Consider the following 17,229-nt stretch of genomic DNA (forward strand, 5'->3'; position numbering starts at 1 on the left):
CGGCGTCTAGCGCCAAGGACCCAACGGCTTCCCGCCCACCATCATCATGGCAGACTTTCCAGACACAGGGACCCATAGCCACCGGACACAATTTGGCGGAGGGTCTCCGCCACCTTCCAAAACAATCCAGCTTCCGCGGTATGGGTCCCCGCCTTCGCGGGGACGACAGCGGAGTTTGTGGCGGCCGCTTCAGCTCGAAGCCACCGGAGCCGAATGAACTACACCCCTTGCAGCACGAAGCGGCGGTCGAGCTTCTGCACCGGGCGGGCGTTCATCGGATACAGTTTTGCGAATTTCTCCACGTCCGCTTCCGCGACCGACACCGGCTCGCTCAGCAGCAGCCATTCGACCACCTCCGAGCAGGGCGGCGTCGTCAGCGAGCCGGCATAGCGATAATAGGAGCGGCGTGCCGGCAGCATCATGTTGGGGTTGATGCGCGGATCGGCCTTGACCGCGGGACCCTCCTTATCCGGCATCGTCGCGACGATCTGCGCGAAGGCGGGGTTGGGACGCCCGGTGGTCATGAGAACGCCGACGACGGCGAGGCCGCCGGAGGCGGCGCGGTGCACGAAATGCGCCTCCATCGGATAGTTCTTGCCGCCGATCTGGTGCTCGCTCGGACGATGAAAATGCACCTGCAGCAGCTTGTAGGTGGTGCCCTCGAGCTTCATGGTGCTGCTGCCATCGGCGAAGTTGAGCTGGATGGTGTGGCCGTTGTTGACGATGGTGTCGGCGGTCCTGGCCCAGCTCAGTCGGAAATCGGGAAGCTGGGCCCGGGTCGAGTGCTCGATGTCGATCGGCGATTGCTGGGTGCCGACGCCGCAGACCTTGTTGGCCGCGTCGAGATCGCCCCATTTAGCCGGCCCGGTCGCGCCCTCATAGCTCCAATGCGGGGCGCCTTCGGCGGCAAAGCCCGGGGTAGCGCAGACGGGGCAGAGGGCGAGCCCCGCAAGGGCCTTCAAGACGTGGCGGCGGTCCATGACAATCTCCAAAGGTTCAAGCGTGGGCATGATCGGTTGCGAATCGCGCGCAACAGGAAAGCCGAATCGGGTTAACTCTTGCTGAGGAACCGGTTGCATCCCCGCGAGCTCGCGTCACTCGGATACAACCTGAGCGGGTCGGCCGCCGGACTGTCCTGGGCAAACGATGCTTGAGTTCGCTGCCCCCTGCCGATACGGTCGGCCGCTCCCGAAAACATCAGCAAACTCAAGCTCAAGCCAGGACCGCGCAAAGGTGCCCAAAATCTACAAAATCTGCTCAGCTTCGGCCTGGCGCGAGGCGGAGCGGCTGGGCGTCTACCGTGGCAGCGCGGACGATCTGCGCGACGGGTTCATCCATTTTTCGACCGCCTCCCAGGTGCCGGAGACGGCGCGGAAGCACTTTTCGGGGCAGAGCGCGCTGTTCCTGGTCGAGGTCGAGGCGGACGCGCTCGGCGATGCGCTGCGTTGGGAGCGTTCGCGCAATGACGAGCTGTTCCCGCATCTGTATGGCGAGCTCGATCTCGGTGCCGTGACCGGCGTTCACCAGATGCACAGCCGTGCCGATGGCGGCCACGACATTCCGGACCTGAAGCCGTGATTCGCGCCTTCGACCAGCTTTCGCTGCCGCTGCTCCGCTGGCTCGACGCTGAGGATGCGCACCGGCTCGCCATCCAGGGCCTGAAGCTGCTGCCGGCGATCAAGCCGCGACCGGATGATGCCAAGCTCGCGGTGCGCGCCTTCGGCCTGAACTTCCCGAATCCGGTCGGCATGGCCGCCGGCTTCGACAAGAACGCCGAGGTGCCGGACGCGCTGCTGCGGCTCGGCTTTGGCTTCGTCGAGATCGGTTCGGTGACCCCGCGGCCGCAGAGCGGCAATCCGCGCCCGCGGCTGTTCCGGCTGGAGCGCGACGAGGCGGTCATCAACCGCATGGGTTTCAACAATGACGGCGCCGAGATCGTGCTGCGGCGCCTGGCCGGGCGCGCCCACCAGGGCGGCATCGTCGGCGTCAATGTCGGGGCCAACAAGGATTCGGTCGACCGTGTCGCCGACTACGTCCGGCTGATCGAGACCTTCGCGCCGGTGGCGAGCTATTTCACCGTCAACATCTCCTCGCCCAACACGCCGGGCCTGCGCAACCTGCAGCAGGCGTCTCAGCTCGACGAGCTGCTGTCCAAGGTGCTCGAGGCGCGCGACCGCGTGCGGCGGAAAGCCGGCGATACGCCGGTCCTGCTCAAGATCGCACCCGATCTCAGCCTCGCCGAGCTCGACGACGTCGTCCATGTCGCCCGCTCGCGCGGAGTCGACGGCATGATCGTGTCGAACACGACACTCGCCCGGCCCAGCTCGCTGCGCGAGCAGTTGCGCGCCAAGGAGCAGGGCGGCCTGTCCGGGCGGCCGCTGTTCCGGCTATCGACCCGCATGGTGGCCGAGACCTTCGTGCGCGTCGAAGGTGCGTTCCCGCTGATCGGCGTCGGCGGCATCGACACCGGCGGCGCCGCGCTCACCAAGATCCGCGCCGGCGCCAGCCTGATCCAGCTGTATTCCTCGCTGGTCTACAAGGGCCTCGGCCTGGTCGAGAGCATCAAGGCCGACCTGACCTCGACCCTGCTGCGCACGGGACGCGATTCGCTGTCGGAGATCGTTGGTGCGGACGCCGCGACGATCACCGCCGAGGACTGGCCGGTTTAGATGCGCTTGATCTTCGGCGAAGAGTGTAGGGCGAGCGGGGTCGCAAAGCGCGCTGCGCGATACAGCGCCCCCTACAAACTCTCTTTGTTGCCGAACGACGCCCGCAGCAGCGCCGGATAGCGTGCGGCCTGGAAGCCGCCGCGCGCCGCGTAGAAGCTGAGCATCGCGATCCACAGGCCCGTATTGCCGAAGCCGCGCAGCGCCAGCCAGGTGCCGAGGAAGACGACCAGCGCCGCGACCATGAGGTTGCGCATGTCGCGCGCCCAGGTGGCGCCGATATAGACGCCGTCGAATGCGAAGGCGAATACCGACAGCAGCGGCGACGCCACCACGAACGGCAGATAGTCGCGCGCCGCGCGGCGCACCGCATCGCTTGCCGTCATCACGTCGATCAGCACCGGCCCGAACAGCGCGAAGATCGCGGCCACCGCGAGCGCGAAGCCGAAGCCCCAGGCGAGCACCAGCCTTGTGGCGCCGGAAAAGGCGCCGCGGTTGCGCGCGCCGAACGCATAGCCGCAGAGCTGCTCGGCGGCGTTGGCGAGGCCGTCGAGGAAGAACGCGGCCACCAGCAGGAAATTGTTCAGCACCGCGTTGGCGGCCAGCGTCGTGTCGCCGGCGCGCGCGCCCTGTGAGGTGAAGAACAGGAAGGCGATGATCATCGCCGCGGTGCGGATCATGATGTCGCGGTTGACGGCCATCATGTGCATCAGCTTGGCGCGGTCGAGCAGCGCCGCGCGCGACATCCGGGCGTCGGCCTTGACCAATCGGCGCGCCAGCACGAGGCCGATCGCGACACCGACCGTCTCCGCGATGACGGCGGCAATCGCCGCGCCGGCGATGCCGGCCTGCAGCACCTGGACGAACAGGATGGTCGCGGCCATGTTGATCAGGTTGATCGCGACCTGAATGGCCAGCGCCAGCCGTGCGCGCGCCAATCCGACGAGCCAGCCGAGCAGCACGTAGTTGGCAAGCGCCAGCGGCGCCGACCAGATCCGGACCATGAAGTAGGTGCGGGCCGCGCCGAGCACGGCGTCGCTGCCGCCCATGAGGTCGAAGATGATTGCCCCCAGCGGCAGTTGCAGCGCGATCAGGCTGACGCCGATCAGCGCGGCCAGCGCCAGGCCGCGGATCAGGACCATCAGGATCTCGTCGGTCTCGCCGGCGCCGAGCGATTGCGCGGTGAAGGCGAGCGTGCTGGCGCGCAGGAACGCGAACAGCCAGAACAGGCAGTCGAAGATCACCGAGGCCATGGCGACGCCGCCGAGCATGGCGGCTTCGCCGAGCCGGCCGATCGCCGTGGTCGAGACGATGCCGATCAGCGGCGTCGTCAGGTTGGCGATCATCGCGGGACCCGCGATGTCGAACACCTGCGCGGTCGTGACTTTGGCTGAAGCGGTCAAGAATGGCCCGTTGATTGGCAGAGCGCGCGGCACGCGCGTTCCTGCCGTTCTTAGCGGCCTTTCGCGCCTCCCGGCTAGAGGTCGATGCTCATGCCGTCATGCGCGGCCACATGGCCGATGCGGTCCAGCCGGCCCAGCATGTCGTCGCTCATATGGGTGAGCACCAGCCGCTTCGGCCGGATCGCGTCGAGATGCGCCTCCAGCACCGCGAGGCTGAGGTGGTTCTTCACCGCCTTGTCGTAGGTGTAGGCCTCGGCGATCAACAGGTCGGCGTTGCGGCCGAGCGGGATCAGGCTCTCCGTCCATTCGGTGTCCGCGGTGTAGGCGACGACCTTGCCCTCCGCCTCGATCCGGTAGCCGAGAAACGGCCCGCCCGAACTGCCGTGGACGACTGGAAACGGCGTCACGCAGACCTCGCCGAAGCGCGTCGTCTGCTCCGGTTCAAGCTCGATCACGGACAGCTCGAATTTCCGCGGCGTGCGCGACGAATGCTCGAACAGCGCTTCCATCACCTGCGTCAGCCGCGCCGTGATGCCGGCGGGGCCGGCGATCACCAGCGGCAGCGTCCGCTTCGAAAACTGCGCATCGAGCAGCAGGAAGGGAAGCCCGGCGAAATGATCGCCATGGAAATGCGTGATCAGGATCAGTTCGATGGCGTTGCTGGCGATGCCGAGCCGCTTCAGCGCCGGCAGCGACGAGGCGCCGCAGTCGATCAGAAGGTTCGTCTGCGCGCCGGTCAGATGGAAGCAGGTGTTGGAGTTGCCGCCCGAGCCGAACGCGTCACCGCAGCCGACGAAGCGGAGCTGCATCGGCTGTGGCTCTCTATCGGCCGCGCGGGGCGAACAGCCGCGACAGGAGCCAGACCGGGATCACGATCACCGCGCCGAGCAGGAAGTAGCGCCACAGCCAGTTGAAGGCGTCGAAGCCGAGCTCGTAGAGCCGGATGAACAGCAGCCGGATGCTGTGCAGGATGTTCAGCGGATCGAAGCCGATCGCCGACAGCACGACGCCGACCAGGATCGACAGCAGCACCAGCCGGAACGCCACCGACAGCGGCGAGCCGCCGAGAAAACGGTACAGGCCATCCGAGCTGCGGGCGCGGGCCGGATAGTCCCTGACGTCGTTCGACATGGCATCGTCTCCAGGCGGGTTCGTCGGATTCGCGATCCCGATTATAAGGCACGGCAGGGCAGGTGGGGAACCCGGCTCAGCGCCGCAAGCCGGTTACCGGCAATTAATGTTCCCGGCGCTGTCACGCCGGCGCCTCGCTCTTCAACATCCGCTCCAGGGTCTCCAGCCGGTCGGCCTCGCGCGGCGGCTTGTCCCAGCGCAGCCGGCTGATGCGCGGAAAGCGCATCGCGATGCCGGATTTGTGCCGCGGCGAGCGCTGCAGGCCCTCGAACGCCACTTCGAGCACAAGGCCCTGCTCGGGCTCGTGCACGACATGCCGCACGGGACCGAACTTCTCGGTGGTGTTGCGGCGGACGAAGCGGTCGATCTGCAAGAGCTCCTCGTCGGTGAAGCCGAAATAGGCCTTGCCGACGGGCACGAGCTGATCTCCGCCGTCTCCCGCCGTCCAGACACCGAACGTGTAGTCGGAGTAATAGGAGGAACGCTTGCCGTGGCCGCGCTGAGCATACATCAGCACGGCATCGATGATGTGCGGATCGTGCTTCCACTTCCACCATTGTCCCTTGGGCCGGCCGGGCAGATACAGCGCGTCGCGCCGCTTCAGCATCACGCCTTCCACCGCTTCGGCATCGTCTCCTGCGCCGGCAGATGCGGGATCGGCGCGCGCGGCCTTCAGCTCGTCCCAGGTGGAAAACGCGATGGTCGGCGACAAGTCGACACGCGGTTCGTCGAGTCGCTTGATGAAAGCCTCGAGCCGTTCACGCCGCTCGGCGAACGGCAGCTCACGCAGATCGTTCTCCTCGTCGCCGAGCAGGTCGTAGGCGCGCAGGTGGATCGGGTACTCCTTCATCAGCTTCGGCGACACCGTCTTGCGGTTCAGCCGCTGCTGCAGCACGTTGAAGCTCTGCACGCGGTGATCGCGCACCACCAGCAGCTCGCCGTCGAGCGCGCCGGGCAGATGCAGCGACGGCAGCAGGTCCGGGAAACTCGCCGTGATGTCCTCGCCGCTGCGCGAATACAGCCGTGTGACGACGCGGCCGTCGGCCTCGCGGCCGCTCACCGCCTGCACGCGGATGCCGTCCCATTTCCATTCCGCGATGTAGTCGGCCGCGTTCATGCCGGCGAAGTCGTCGTCCTCGACGGCATGCGCCAGCATCACCGGCCGGAACGGCGCGGGATCGCGATTGACCGGCTTGTCGCCGCGGCCTTCCAGCCAGGCGAACAGGTCGAGATAGGGCGGCGACAGCCCCGGCCAGATCAGCTCGACCTCGTGCGGGTCCTTGTCGCCGAGCGCGGCCGCTGCGGTCTTGGCCAGGCGCGCGGAGATGCCGATGCGCAAAGCGCCGGTGACCAGCTTCAGCAGTGCCCAGCGCCCGGTCTCGTCGAGCTCATCCAGCCATTGCGCGAGTTGCCGCGGCATCTCGGTCTTGCCGAGGGTGCGCAAGGTGGTGACAACCTCGGTCAGCGTCGGCGGTGGCGGGTCGTTGTGGCCGGGTGTGGGGTCCCTCGTGAGACCGCCCGTGGGGTCCCCCCCTCGCTGCTCCTCCCCCACAAGGGGGGAGGGACCGGAGAGAGCGGCTGTGGGGAACGAGAGACGTGAAGGGGGAGCGATGCTCGATGTAGACCGAGACAGCAACTCCGAACGCGTCAGCGCTCCCTCCCCCCTTGTGGGGGAGGGGTGGGGAGGGGGGTACCCAGGAACGAGCTGCTGATGATGCGCCCTGTCCTTCGGCCACATCAGCGCGACGGTTTCCGAGAGATCCCCCACATAATCATACGACAGCGCGAACAGCACCGGATCGGTGCGCGCGGCGATCAGGTCGCGGATCAGCGCCGGCTTGGCGTGCTTGAACGACAGCGCGCCGGTGAGCGCGCCCAGTGCGTAGCCGCGATCGGGATCCTCGACCTCGCGGAAGTACGACGTCAGCAGCCGCAGCTTGTTGTTGCGGCCGGGCTCATAGGCGAGGCGGTCGAGCAACTCGGCGAAGCGGTTCATGCCTCGGCGTCCTCCGTGGCCACCACCTCGCTTTCCTCCTCGTCGCCGTAGCCGACCAGATCGAGCGGCCGGGCCGCGAGCCCCTTGGCTTGGCACCAATGCACCAGCGCGTCCTCCTGCCCATGGGTGACCCACACCTCGCTTGCGCCGGTCGCGGCGATGGTGGTGGTGAGCCCGTCCCAGTCGGCATGATCCGAGATCACCAGCGGCAGCTCGATGCCGCGCTGCCGGGCCCGGGCGCGCACCCGCATCCAGCCCGAGGCGAAGGCGGTGACGGGATCGGGAAAGCGGCGGGTCCACAGGTCGGAGGTTGCACTCGGCGGCGCCAGGGTGATGGTGCCGGCAAGCTCGGCCTTCTTGACGCCCTTCACGGGCCGGAGCTCGCCGAGCGCGATTCCCTTGTCTTGATAGTAGCGCGTGATCTTGTCCATCGCGCCGTGCAGGTAGATCGGCCGATCATAGCCGGCCTCGCGGATCAGCGCGATGACACGCTGCGCCTTGCCGAGGGAGTACGCGCCGACCAGGTGCGCGCGCTCGGGAAACAGCACCACCGAGGCCAGCAGCTTGTTCACCTCCAGCGCCGCGGCGCCGTGACGGAACACGGGCAGGCCGAACGTCGCCTCGGTGATGAAGACGTCGCATTGCACCAGCTCGAACGGTGCGCAGGTCGGATCGCGCGCATCCTTGTAGTCGCCGGAGGCGACGATGCAGGTGCCGCCGCAGGACACTTTGATTTGCGCCGAGCCCAGCACATGGCCCGCAGGGTGGAAACTGACGGTGACGTCACCCAGCCTGATCCGCTCGCCATAGCCGATCGCCTGCGTGGAGCCTGCAAAGTTGTCGCCATAGCGCAGCCGCATGATGTCGAGCGTTTCCTGGGTCGCCAGCACCGCGCCGTGGCCGGGGCGGGCGTGGTCGGAATGGCCATGGGTGATCAGCGCCCGCTCGACCGGGCGCACGGGATCGATGTGAAAGCCGCCGGCCTTGCAGCAGAGGCCGGACGGAACGGGCAGCAGAATGTCTTGCGGACGCATGTGGGTCATATAGGTCATGCAAGACGCGTTTTCAGGCCGTGCCAGTTTCCATCTCGTCATGCGCGGGCTTGACCCGCGCATCCATCTCCTCGATGAGAAGTTCGCATTGACGACGATGGTTCCCATGCCCCACCGCCTGTTCCTGTCCTCCGGCGATCTGATCGCCGACCGCCGCTACGAGTTCGCCCGCGACCTGCAATTGAAGGGCGACCTGGTCGCGGCCGCCGAGGTGATGGAGCAGGCCATCGAGGTCGCCCCCAACTTCGCCTCGGCCTGGTTCGAGCTCGGCAAGATCCGTCTCGGTCTGGGCGAAACCGACAAGGCGATCTCGGCCTTCCAGAACGCCTGTGCCGCCGATCCGGATGATCGTCACGGCGCCGCCGTGCATCTGATGCAGCTCGGCGCCGCGCCGCTGTCGGACATGCCCAAGGCCTATGTGCAGTCGCTGTTCGATCAGTATGCGCCGCGCTTCGAGGCCGAGCTGACCGAGCGGCTCAACTACCGCGCGCCGGCGATCCTGTTCAAGGCGGTGCTCGCGGTGCGCGCGGCCGAGCGCAAGCCGGCCTACTTCAAGCGCGCGATCGATCTCGGCTGCGGCACCGGGCTGGGCGCGGCGGCGTTCGCCAAGAACGTCGACAGCATCATCGGCATCGACCTGTCGGCCGGCATGATCGCGGAAGCGCGCGCCACCGGGCTCTATGCCGGGCTCGAGGTCGACGACATGACCGCAGGGCTGCAGCGCCAGGACGATGCGTCTGCGGATCTCATTCTTGCTGCCGATGCGATGGTCTATGTCGGCGACCTTGGCCCGGTGTTGCGCGAGGCGCAACGTGTGCTCAGTCCGGGCGGACTGCTGGCCTTGACCGTCGAGACCCATGACGGCGACGGTGTCATCATGGGCAAGGGGCTGCGCTATGCCCATGGCGCGGAATATGTCCGTGGCGTGATCGCAGCCGCGGGATTGAAGCTGGCCCATCTCGCGCCGGCGTCGCCGCGGACCGAGGAGCAGTTGCCGGTGCGCGGGCTGGCCGTGGTCGCGGCCAGGACTTGAGTCTAGACGCTATTGAATGCGCTGCACGCGGCGTCCAATGCGGCAACTTCGCTCTTGCCGCAGCTCTCCCGATGCCAAAAAATGTCGGCAGTCTAGGGAGAGACAAAAATGAAAAAACATCTGACCCGGCGCGATTTCTGCGCCACCGCGCTTGCGACCATCGGCGCCTCGACGATCGCTTCGCCCCATGTCTGGGCCGCCGAGAAGAAATATGATGCCGGCGCCAGCGATACCGAGATCAAGATCGGCCAGACCATTCCGCATTCCGGCCCCGGTTCGCTGTATGGCGTGCTCGGCCGTGTCGGCGAGGCCTATTTCCAGATGCTCAACGAGCAGGGCGGCATCAACGGGCGCAAGGTCAAGTTCCTGACGATGGACGATGCCTATAGCGCGCCGAAATGCGTCGAGGCGACGCGGCGGCTGGTCGAGCAGGACGAGGTGCTGGCGCTGTACGGCTCGCTCGGCACCGCGCCACAGACCGCCGTGCACAAATACCTCAACTCCAAGGGCGTGCCGCAGCTCCTGCTCAACACCGGCGCCTCGAAGTGGAACGACCCCAAGAACTACAAATGGACCATGGCCGGCCTGCCGCTGTATCCGACGGAGGCGCGCATTCTCGCCAAGCATGTGCTGAGCGTGAAGCCGGAAGCCAAGATCGGCATCCTCTATCAGAACGACGATTTCGGCCGTGACTTCCTGGGGCCGTTCAAGAAGGTGCTGGCCGACGCCGGCGGCAAGGCGCAGGTGATCATGGAGCAGACCTACGATCTCACCGAGCCGACGGTGGACTCGCAGCTGATCAACCTGTCGAAGTCGGGCGCCGACGTGTTCTACAACATCAGCACGGGCAAGGCCTCGTCGCAGTCGATCCGCAAGGTGGCCGAGCTCGGCTGGAAGCCGCTGCAGCTGCTGTCGGCGGGCTCGACCGGCCGTTCGATCCTGTCTGCCGCCGGCCTCGAGAATGCCAAGGACATCGTCGCGATCCGCTATTCCAAGGACGCCGGCGTGCCGCAATGGAAGGACGATCCCGACGTCAAGGGCTTCGAGGCGCTGCGCGCCAAGTACCTGCCCAACATCGATCCCGACAACACCATCGCCTATGCCGGCTACGGCCAGGCGGTGTCGATGGGTGAGATCCTGCGCCGCTGCGGCGACACGCTGACCCGCGAGAACGTGCTCAAGCACGCCACGACACTCGCCGGCTTCCACTCGCCCTTCTTCCTCGATGGCGTCAATTACGCCTACACGCCGGACGACTATACGCCGATGAAGACGCTCTACATCTCGATCTTCGACGGCAAGGACTGGAGCATCTCCGAGAAGCCGATGACGGAGTAGGGATTTTCCCTCCATCGGATGATGACACCGGAGCTGTGGCCGCACTCTCCGGTGTCGTCCCTGCGAACGCAGGGAACCATACCGCGGAATCTATCGGTGAGGCGTCACTGCAAGTCATCGTCCCACAAAAGCCGGTGGCTATGGGTCCCTGCGTTCGCAGGGACGACAACGGAGTTTGCTGAGGCGCCGGTGCGCTCCAACATGGGCTGGGCCGACGGCGGAGGTGGTCGAGGCAGTCGAGTGTTATCGCCCGACCCTCGACGAACCGCGCGTGACTGCCTACCTTCCCCCGGTGCCGCCCCGCGTCTCACCAGTCCCACCCGACGACAGCGCCGCGCTGCCCGACCATTTCACCGAATGGTTCGCGGCGCGCGGCTGGGCGCCGCGCGCACATCAGCTGGCGCTGCTGGAGAAGGCTCGCGCGCAACGCTCGGCGCTGCTGATCGCCCCGACCGGCGCCGGCAAGACGCTCGCCGGGTTCCTGCCGACCTTGGTGGAGCTCGGCTCCGCCGTCGCGCCGAAGCATCGTTCTGTTCTTGCCAAGACATCCGCTCTCTCCACTCCCGCTCCCCTTGTGGGGGAGCGGCGGGGAGGGGGGCCTCCGGCGGCGGTGTCGATGGTGGCACCCGGCACCGAGCCGAATGCACTGGCCGAGCTCGCGAACACGGAAAAGAGCAAGCAGACGGCGAACCGCATCCCGCGACCCGCCGGCCTGCACACGCTCTACATCTCCCCGCTCAAGGCGCTCGCGGTCGACATCGCGCGCAATCTCGAGGCGCCGATCTCCGAGATGGGCCTGCCGATCAAGGTCGAGACCCGCACCGGCGACACGCCGGTGTCCCGCCGGCAGCGGCAGCGCCGCTATCCGCCGGACATCCTGCTGACCACGCCGGAGCAGATGGCGCTGCTGCTGTCGTCCGACGATGCGCCGTTCCTGTTTTCCTCGCTGAAGCGCGTCGTGCTCGACGAGCTGCATGCGCTGGTCACCTCCAAGCGCGGCGATCTCTTGTCGCTCGCGCTGGCGCGGCTGTGGCGGCTTGCGCCGGACATGCGCATGATCGGCCTGTCGGCGACCGTCGCCGAGCCGGAGCAGCTCGCGCGCTTCCTGGTGCCGCAGCCGTGCGGCGGCATAGCCGCGGCCGACGTCGTGGTCGCCGGCGGCGCCGCGCCGCCGGTGGTCGAGATGCTCGATACACAGGAGCGGCTGCCGTGGGCCGGCCACAGCGCGCGCCATGCGCTGGCCGAGATGTACGAGCTGATCAAGCGAAACAAGACCACGCTCGTGTTCGTCAACACCCGCAGTCAGGCCGAGATGCTGTTCCAGGAGTTCTGGCGCATCAACGACGACAATCTCGCCATCGCCCTGCATCACGGCTCGCTCGACGTCGCGCAGCGCCGCAAGGTCGAGGATGCGATGTCGGCCGGCAGGCTGCGCGGCGTCGTCTGCACCTCCTCGCTCGATCTCGGCGTCGATTGGGGCGACGTCGATCTCGTGATCAATGTCGGCGCGCCCAAGGGCTGCTCGCGGCTGATGCAGCGCATCGGCCGTGCCAATCACCGGCTCGACGAGGCTTCGCGGGCGGTGCTGGTGCCGGCCAACCGCTTCGAGGTGCTGGAATGCTCGGTCGCGATCGATGCCATCGCCGACAATGCGCAGGACACGCCGCCTTTGCGTACCGGCGCGCTCGACGTGCTGGCGCAGCACGTGCTCGGCTGCGCCTGCGCCGAGCCGTTTCTCAGCGACGAGCTCTATGTGGAGGTCATCACGGCGGCCCCCTATGCGTCGCTGTCGCGCGCTGATTTCGACGATGTCGTCGACTTCGTCGCCACCGGCGGCTATGCGCTGAAGACTTATGAGCGGTTCGCCCGCATCAAGCAGGATGCGAGGGGGCGCTGGCGCGTCGCCAATCCCAAGGTGCGGCAGAGCTATCGCCTGAACGTCGGCACCATTGTCGAGGAGGCGATGCTGAAGGTGCGGCTGGTGCGCTCGCGCGGCGGGGCCAAGGGCACGACCGGCGCGATCGCGCGCGGCGGACGGCTGCTCGGCGAGATCGAGGAGGCGTTCATCGAAGGCCTCACCCTCGGCGATACGTTCGTGTTCAGCGGCGAGATCGTGCGCTACGAGGCGCTGGCCGAGGACCAGGTCTATGTGTCGCGCGCCAATGATTCCGATCCGAAGGTGCCGTCCTACATGGGCGGCAAGTTTCCGCTGTCGACCTATCTCGCCGAGCGCGTGCGCGGCCTGCTCGACGACCGCACCGCCTGGAGCGCGTTGCCGGAGCAGGTGCGCGACTGGCTGTCCTTGCAGAAGGACGTGTCGCGCATCCCGGCCCGGCGCGAGCTTTTGGTCGAGACCTTCCCGCGCTCCAACAAGCACTACATCGTCTGCTATCCGTTCGAGGGCCGGCTCGCGCATCAGACGCTCGGCATGCTGCTGACGCGCCGGCTCGAGCGGGCGCGCGCTCGGCCGCTCGGCTTCGTCGCCAACGAATATGCGCTTGCGGTGTGGGGGCTCGGCGACATGTCGCTCATGGTCAAACAGGGGCGGCTCGATCTCGCCGCGTTGTTCGACCCGGATATGCTTGGCGACGATCTCGAGGCGTGGCTCGCCGAATCCGCGCTGATGAAGCGCACGTTCCGCTCGTGCGCCATCATCTCCGGCCTGATCGCGCGGCGGTCGACGACCGAGGAGAAGACGCGCCGCCAGGTGCTGTTCTCGACCGATCTGGTCTATGACGTCCTGCGCCGGCATCAGCCCGATCACATGCTGTTGCGCGCGGCGCGCGCCGATGCCGCCACCGGCCTGCTCGATCTGAAGCGGCTCGGTGATATGCTCCAGCGCATCGAGGGACGAATCACCCATCGGGAACTCGATCGCGTCTCGCCGCTGGCGGTGCCGGTGATGCTGGAAATCGGCCGCGAATCCGTCTATGGCGAGGCCGCCGACGAGCTCCTGGCCGAGGCTGCCGAGGAACTCGTGAAGGAAGCGATGGGGTAGATCGAGAAGCGAGGCGGACTTGCGGGGGACTTTCTGCGCATCGGGCATGATGGACGTCGCCGGCACCGCGCTGCGCGTCGATCTCTCCGGCGCGCTGGTGTGGGACGAGCAGCGTCTGCTCGTCGTCTCCGATCTGCATCTGGAAAAGGGCTCGAGCTACGCGTCGCGCGGCACCTTGCTGCCGCCGTTCGATACCGTTGCGACTCTCAATCGCCTCACAGCCGTGATCGCCCACTACAATCCGCGCGTCGTGATCGCGCTTGGCGACAGCTTTCACGATCGCGATGCGCATACGCGTCTCACCGGCGACGACCGCGCCTGCATCGCCAACCTGCAGGTCGGCCGCGACTGGGTCTGGATCACCGGCAACCACGATCCGGCCCCGCGCGGCATCGGCGGCGAACTGGCCGACGCGGTCACGCTCGGCGCGGTGACGTTCCGTCACGAGCCCTCCGGCGCGCGCGGCGAGATCGCCGGCCATCTGCATCCGAAGGCGCGCGTCGCGACACGAGCGCGCACGCTGGAGCGGCGCTGCTTCGTCTGCGATGGCGAGCGCGCCGTGATGCCGGCGTTCGGCGCCTATGCCGGGGGCCTGAGCGTGCGCGACGCGGTCTTCGCCAAGCTGTTTCCGAAGCGCGCCTTCATCGCGCATGTGCTGGGAGATAGGCGTCTGCACAGCATCGCCGCGGCGCGGTGCTATTAGTTGGATGATGGAAATTCATTAGTTGGATGAGTGATCAGAGGTCGAACGGATCATTCGAAGTTGGACTGATCATGCCCGCCGCGCGCACCGCTGTGCCCTCTCCCCCGGTTGCGGGGGAGAGTTGGAGAGGGGGCGCCAAGCGCACCGCCGTCGGAGCGGCCCCTCCCTAGCCCTCCCCCGCAAGCGGGAGAGGGAACGAAGCGTCCTCGTGGCGTCATGGTCGCCGGAGCCGCGGACGAATGCCCGTCAAGCCGCCTTCGCCTGCACCTTCTCGCAGAACTCGGCCAGCCGGTCGGCCAGGCGCAACGTCGCCGGGCTGGCGTCGGGCGAGGCGAGCAGCGCGACCTCCGTGCGCTCGATCGGCGCAAAGCCCTCGCGGGCCGTCAGCACGCGGTGCTCCGACTGCACCGACATCTCGGACAGGATGCTCAGCCCCATGCCGGCGGCGACCGCGGCCTGGATGCCGGCGAGGCTCGACGATGTGTAGGCCATGTGCCAGGCGCGTCCCTCGCTCTCCAGCGCATGGATCGCGCGGGTGCGATAGATGCAGCCGAGCGGGAAGCCGATCAGCGGCAGCGAGCGGGCCTCGAGGTTGACCGGATGGCTCTTGCTGGTCACCCAATAGACCTGCTCCGGCCATGCCGCGATCGCTGCGTGTGCGTCGTCGGCACCGCGCTTGAGCAGCGCCAGATCGAGATCGCCGCGCTCGATGTCGCGCTTGAGGTTGAGGCTCTGGTCGGCGCGCACGTCGAGCCGCAGATCGGGGTGGGCGCGCGAGAACGCGGCGAGCAGCTTGGCGAGCCGGTAGGCCGCGAAATCCTCGGGGATGCCGAGCTTCACCGCGCCGTCGGGTCCGGGCCGCGCCACGACGTCGCGGGCCTCCTCGGCGAGCGCGAGCAGGCGGCGGGCATAGGACAACAGCCGTTCGCCGGCCTCGGTCGGCGTGACCTCGCGGCCGTCGCGGTTGAGCAGCGTCTGGCCGAGGTCGTCCTCCAGCCGGCGAATCTGCTGGCTGATCGTCGACTGCGTGCGGTGGACGCGCTCGCCCGCGCGGGTGAAGCCGCCGGCCTCGACCACCGAGACGAAGCTGCGCAACAGGTCCAGATCGAGCACGCGGGACCTCCATTCGGAAAACCACTGAGTGTCAGTCTATCATTTAATTTCCAAATGGGAAAGAACAGCCCTACACCGGCGGCGAAGGAGACCTCCGATGTCGTCCGTATCCTCCGTTGCCGTGAGCCCCGTGAAGTCCAACCTGCTGCCGCTCGAAATCGGCCTGTTCTGCCTGTTGTGGAGCTTTGCCTTCGTTGCCGGCAAGATCGGGGTGACCTATTGTCCGCCGCTGCTGCTGCTCGCGGCGCGGTTCTCGCTCGCCGGTGTCCTCATTCTTGTGGTGCCGGCGGTCCGGGGCGAGCTGCGCATGAGCTGGCGCGATGCGGCCGTGTTCGCGATCATCGGCATCGCCAACAACGCGCTGTATCTCGGTCTCGGCTACACCGGGCTGCAGACCGTGTCGGCGGGGCTCGGCGGCCTGATCGTCTCGGCCAATCCGGTGTTCACCGCGATGTTCGCGGCGCTGCTGCTCGGCGAGCCGCTGACCCTGCGCAAAATCTCAGGCCTCGCGCTCGGCACCATCGGCGTCGCCATGATCGTCTGGCACCGTATGTCCGTCGGCACCGACCAGCTCGAAGGCATTCTCTATACGCTGGCGGCGCTGGCCTCGATCGTGACCGGCACCATTCTGTTCAAGCAGCTCGCCCCGCAGGGCAGCCTGTGGGTCGGCAACGGCATCCAGAACCTCTCAGCCGGGCTGGTGTTATGGCCGGTCGCGCTCGGCGTGTCGCACGTGGGCGAGATCGTGCCGAATGCGCAATTGATCGGCGCGTTCGCCTTCCTCGTGCTCGGTGGCTCGATCCTGGCCTATGTGCTCTGGTTCCATCTCTTGAAAGTATGCGGCGCGACCGCGGCCAGCGCCTATCATTTCGTGATGCCGCCGCTCGCGATGATCTTCGCCTTCCTGGTGCTCGGCGAGCACGTGGCGCTGCAGGACCTGTTCGGCGTCGTTCCCGTCGCGCTCGGGATCTATCTGGTCACGCGGGCGCCGGCCCGTACCATTGGAGCATCGTCATGAGTGTTGCGATCACCCTGATCGGCGGCCCGACCGCCCTTATCGAAATCGATGGCTTCCGCCTGCTGACCGATCCCACATTCGATGCTCCCGGCCGCTATGAATTGCCGCATGTCGTACTGGAGAAGCTCACTGGACCAGCGATGACCGCTGAGGCGATCGGGGAGGTCGATGCGGTGCTGCTGAGCCATGATCAGCACTCCGACAATCTCGACCATGGCGGCCGCGCCTTCCTGAGACGCGCACCGCGCGTGCTCACGACGGAAGTCGGCGCAAGCAGGCTCGGTGCGCTGGCGGAAGGATTGGCGCCGTGGCAGACGACGCAGCTCAGCAAAGGCGGCAGGACATTGACGGTCGCGGCGACGCCGGCGCGCCATGGTCCCGCCGGCATCGAGCCGCTCGCGGGCGATGTGATCGGCTTCGTCCTGATCCCGCAGCACGGCGCGCCCGTCTATGTCAGTGGCGACACGGTGTTCTATGACGGCGTGGCGGAGGTGGCGCGGCGTTTCAAGCCTGGCGTCGTGATGCCTTTTGCCGGAGCGGCGCAGACACGCGGGCCGTTCCACCTCACCATGGACACCAACGACACGATCGAGACCGCGCGCGTGTTTGCCGAGGCCGCCATCGTTCCGGTTCACACGGATGGCTGGGCGCATTTCCGCCAGAGCGCGCAGGACCTGCGCAAGACCTTCGATGCGCTCGGGTTCGGTGCGCGGCTGAAGCTTCTGGAGCCCGGTGTGCGGACGGTGATCGCCTCGCCACCCAGCTCCTCCCACTGACG

The 17,229-nt window shown here is 67.2% G+C and carries 15 protein-coding genes; 8 read left to right on the forward strand and 7 right to left on the reverse strand.

Annotation, left to right across the window (positions count from 1 at the left end; translation table 11 throughout):
* Nucleotides 1-218: 218 nt before the first annotated feature.
* Complete coding sequence (locus tag ACQR0W_RS27920) at nt 219-980, reverse strand: carbonic anhydrase (protein ID WP_315827971.1); 762 nt, start codon at nt 978-980, stop codon at nt 219-221.
* 253 nt (nt 981-1,233) lie between these two features.
* On the opposite strand from ACQR0W_RS27920, the gene ACQR0W_RS27925 reads away from it, so the two are divergent.
* Both ACQR0W_RS27925 and ACQR0W_RS27930 read left to right on the forward strand, forming a co-directional pair.
* Nucleotides 1,234-1,578 (forward strand): DUF952 domain-containing protein, encoded by a 345-nt coding sequence (locus tag ACQR0W_RS27925; protein ID WP_315751262.1) that lies wholly within the window; start codon nt 1,234-1,236, stop codon nt 1,576-1,578.
* Nucleotides 1,575-2,669 (forward strand): quinone-dependent dihydroorotate dehydrogenase, encoded by a 1,095-nt coding sequence (locus ACQR0W_RS27930; RefSeq protein ID WP_315717952.1) that lies wholly within the window; start codon nt 1,575-1,577, stop codon nt 2,667-2,669. The genes ACQR0W_RS27925 and ACQR0W_RS27930 overlap by 4 nt, the downstream gene beginning before the upstream one ends.
* Before the next feature lie 71 nt (nt 2,670-2,740).
* Here ACQR0W_RS27930 and ACQR0W_RS27935 read toward each other — a convergent pair whose 3' ends face one another.
* The 5 genes from ACQR0W_RS27935 to ACQR0W_RS27955 form a co-directional block, all read right to left on the reverse strand.
* Entirely contained in the window at nt 2,741-4,036 is a 1,296-nt protein-coding gene (locus ACQR0W_RS27935) for an MATE family efflux transporter (RefSeq protein WP_315828019.1), read from the reverse strand.
* A gap of 107 nt (nt 4,037-4,143) precedes the next feature.
* Nucleotides 4,144-4,878, reverse strand: a complete 735-nt coding sequence (locus tag ACQR0W_RS27940; RefSeq protein WP_315751264.1) for an MBL fold metallo-hydrolase — start codon at nt 4,876-4,878, stop codon at nt 4,144-4,146.
* A gap of 13 nt (nt 4,879-4,891) precedes the next feature.
* On the reverse strand, nt 4,892-5,200 hold the full coding sequence (locus ACQR0W_RS27945; protein WP_315717950.1) for a DUF6460 domain-containing protein: 309 nt from the start codon (nt 5,198-5,200) through the stop codon (nt 4,892-4,894).
* A 121-nt stretch (nt 5,201-5,321) separates the two neighbouring features.
* A complete protein-coding gene (locus tag ACQR0W_RS27950) occupies nt 5,322-7,196 on the reverse strand; it encodes an ATP-dependent DNA ligase (RefSeq protein WP_316175639.1) in 1,875 nt (624 codons plus the stop codon).
* Nucleotides 7,193-8,239 carry a ligase-associated DNA damage response exonuclease gene (locus ACQR0W_RS27955; RefSeq protein ID WP_316175750.1) on the reverse strand — a complete coding sequence of 349 codons (1,047 nt, stop codon included), beginning with the start codon at nt 8,237-8,239 and terminating at the stop codon, nt 7,193-7,195. The genes ACQR0W_RS27950 and ACQR0W_RS27955 overlap by 4 nt, the downstream gene beginning before the upstream one ends.
* A gap of 115 nt (nt 8,240-8,354) precedes the next feature.
* Between ACQR0W_RS27955 and ACQR0W_RS27960 the strand changes: the two genes are divergently transcribed.
* The 4 genes from ACQR0W_RS27960 to pdeM all read left to right on the forward strand — a co-directional run bounded on the left by ACQR0W_RS27960 (nt 8,355) and on the right by pdeM (nt 14,320).
* Nucleotides 8,355-9,281: a class I SAM-dependent DNA methyltransferase gene (locus ACQR0W_RS27960; protein ID WP_315827973.1), complete on the forward strand. Its 927-nt coding sequence runs from the start codon at nt 8,355-8,357 to the stop codon at nt 9,279-9,281.
* Nucleotides 9,282-9,389: 108 nt separating this feature from the next.
* Entirely contained in the window at nt 9,390-10,619 is a 1,230-nt protein-coding gene (locus ACQR0W_RS27965) for an ABC transporter substrate-binding protein (RefSeq protein ID WP_316165587.1), read from the forward strand.
* 292 nt (nt 10,620-10,911) lie between these two features.
* Complete coding sequence (locus ACQR0W_RS27970; RefSeq protein WP_316187202.1) at nt 10,912-13,617, forward strand: ligase-associated DNA damage response DEXH box helicase; 2,706 nt, start codon at nt 10,912-10,914, stop codon at nt 13,615-13,617.
* Between the two features lie 49 nt (nt 13,618-13,666).
* A complete protein-coding gene (gene pdeM, locus ACQR0W_RS27975) occupies nt 13,667-14,320 on the forward strand; it encodes a ligase-associated DNA damage response endonuclease PdeM (RefSeq protein ID WP_316187201.1) in 654 nt (217 codons plus the stop codon).
* Nucleotides 14,321-14,566: 246 nt separating this feature from the next.
* Here the strand turns inward: pdeM and ACQR0W_RS27980 are convergent, their stop codons facing one another.
* Nucleotides 14,567-15,433, reverse strand: coding sequence for a LysR family transcriptional regulator (locus ACQR0W_RS27980; protein ID WP_316185526.1), 867 nt, complete (start codon nt 15,431-15,433; stop codon nt 14,567-14,569).
* A gap of 97 nt (nt 15,434-15,530) precedes the next feature.
* Here ACQR0W_RS27980 and ACQR0W_RS27985 point away from each other — a divergent pair, with 97 nt between their 5' ends.
* Together ACQR0W_RS27985 and ACQR0W_RS27990 are read left to right on the forward strand one after the other, a co-directional pair.
* Entirely contained in the window at nt 15,531-16,451 is a 921-nt protein-coding gene (locus ACQR0W_RS27985) for a DMT family transporter (protein WP_316187198.1), read from the forward strand.
* Nucleotides 16,448-17,227, forward strand: coding sequence for an MBL fold metallo-hydrolase (locus tag ACQR0W_RS27990; protein WP_315751272.1), 780 nt, complete (start codon nt 16,448-16,450; stop codon nt 17,225-17,227). Before ACQR0W_RS27985 ends, ACQR0W_RS27990 begins: the two co-directional genes overlap by 4 nt.
* Nucleotides 17,228-17,229: the final 2 nt, after the last annotated feature.

This window comes from Bradyrhizobium sp. HKCCYLRH1034 (assembly GCF_051168375.1).
GTDB lineage: Bacteria > Pseudomonadota > Alphaproteobacteria > Rhizobiales > Xanthobacteraceae > Bradyrhizobium.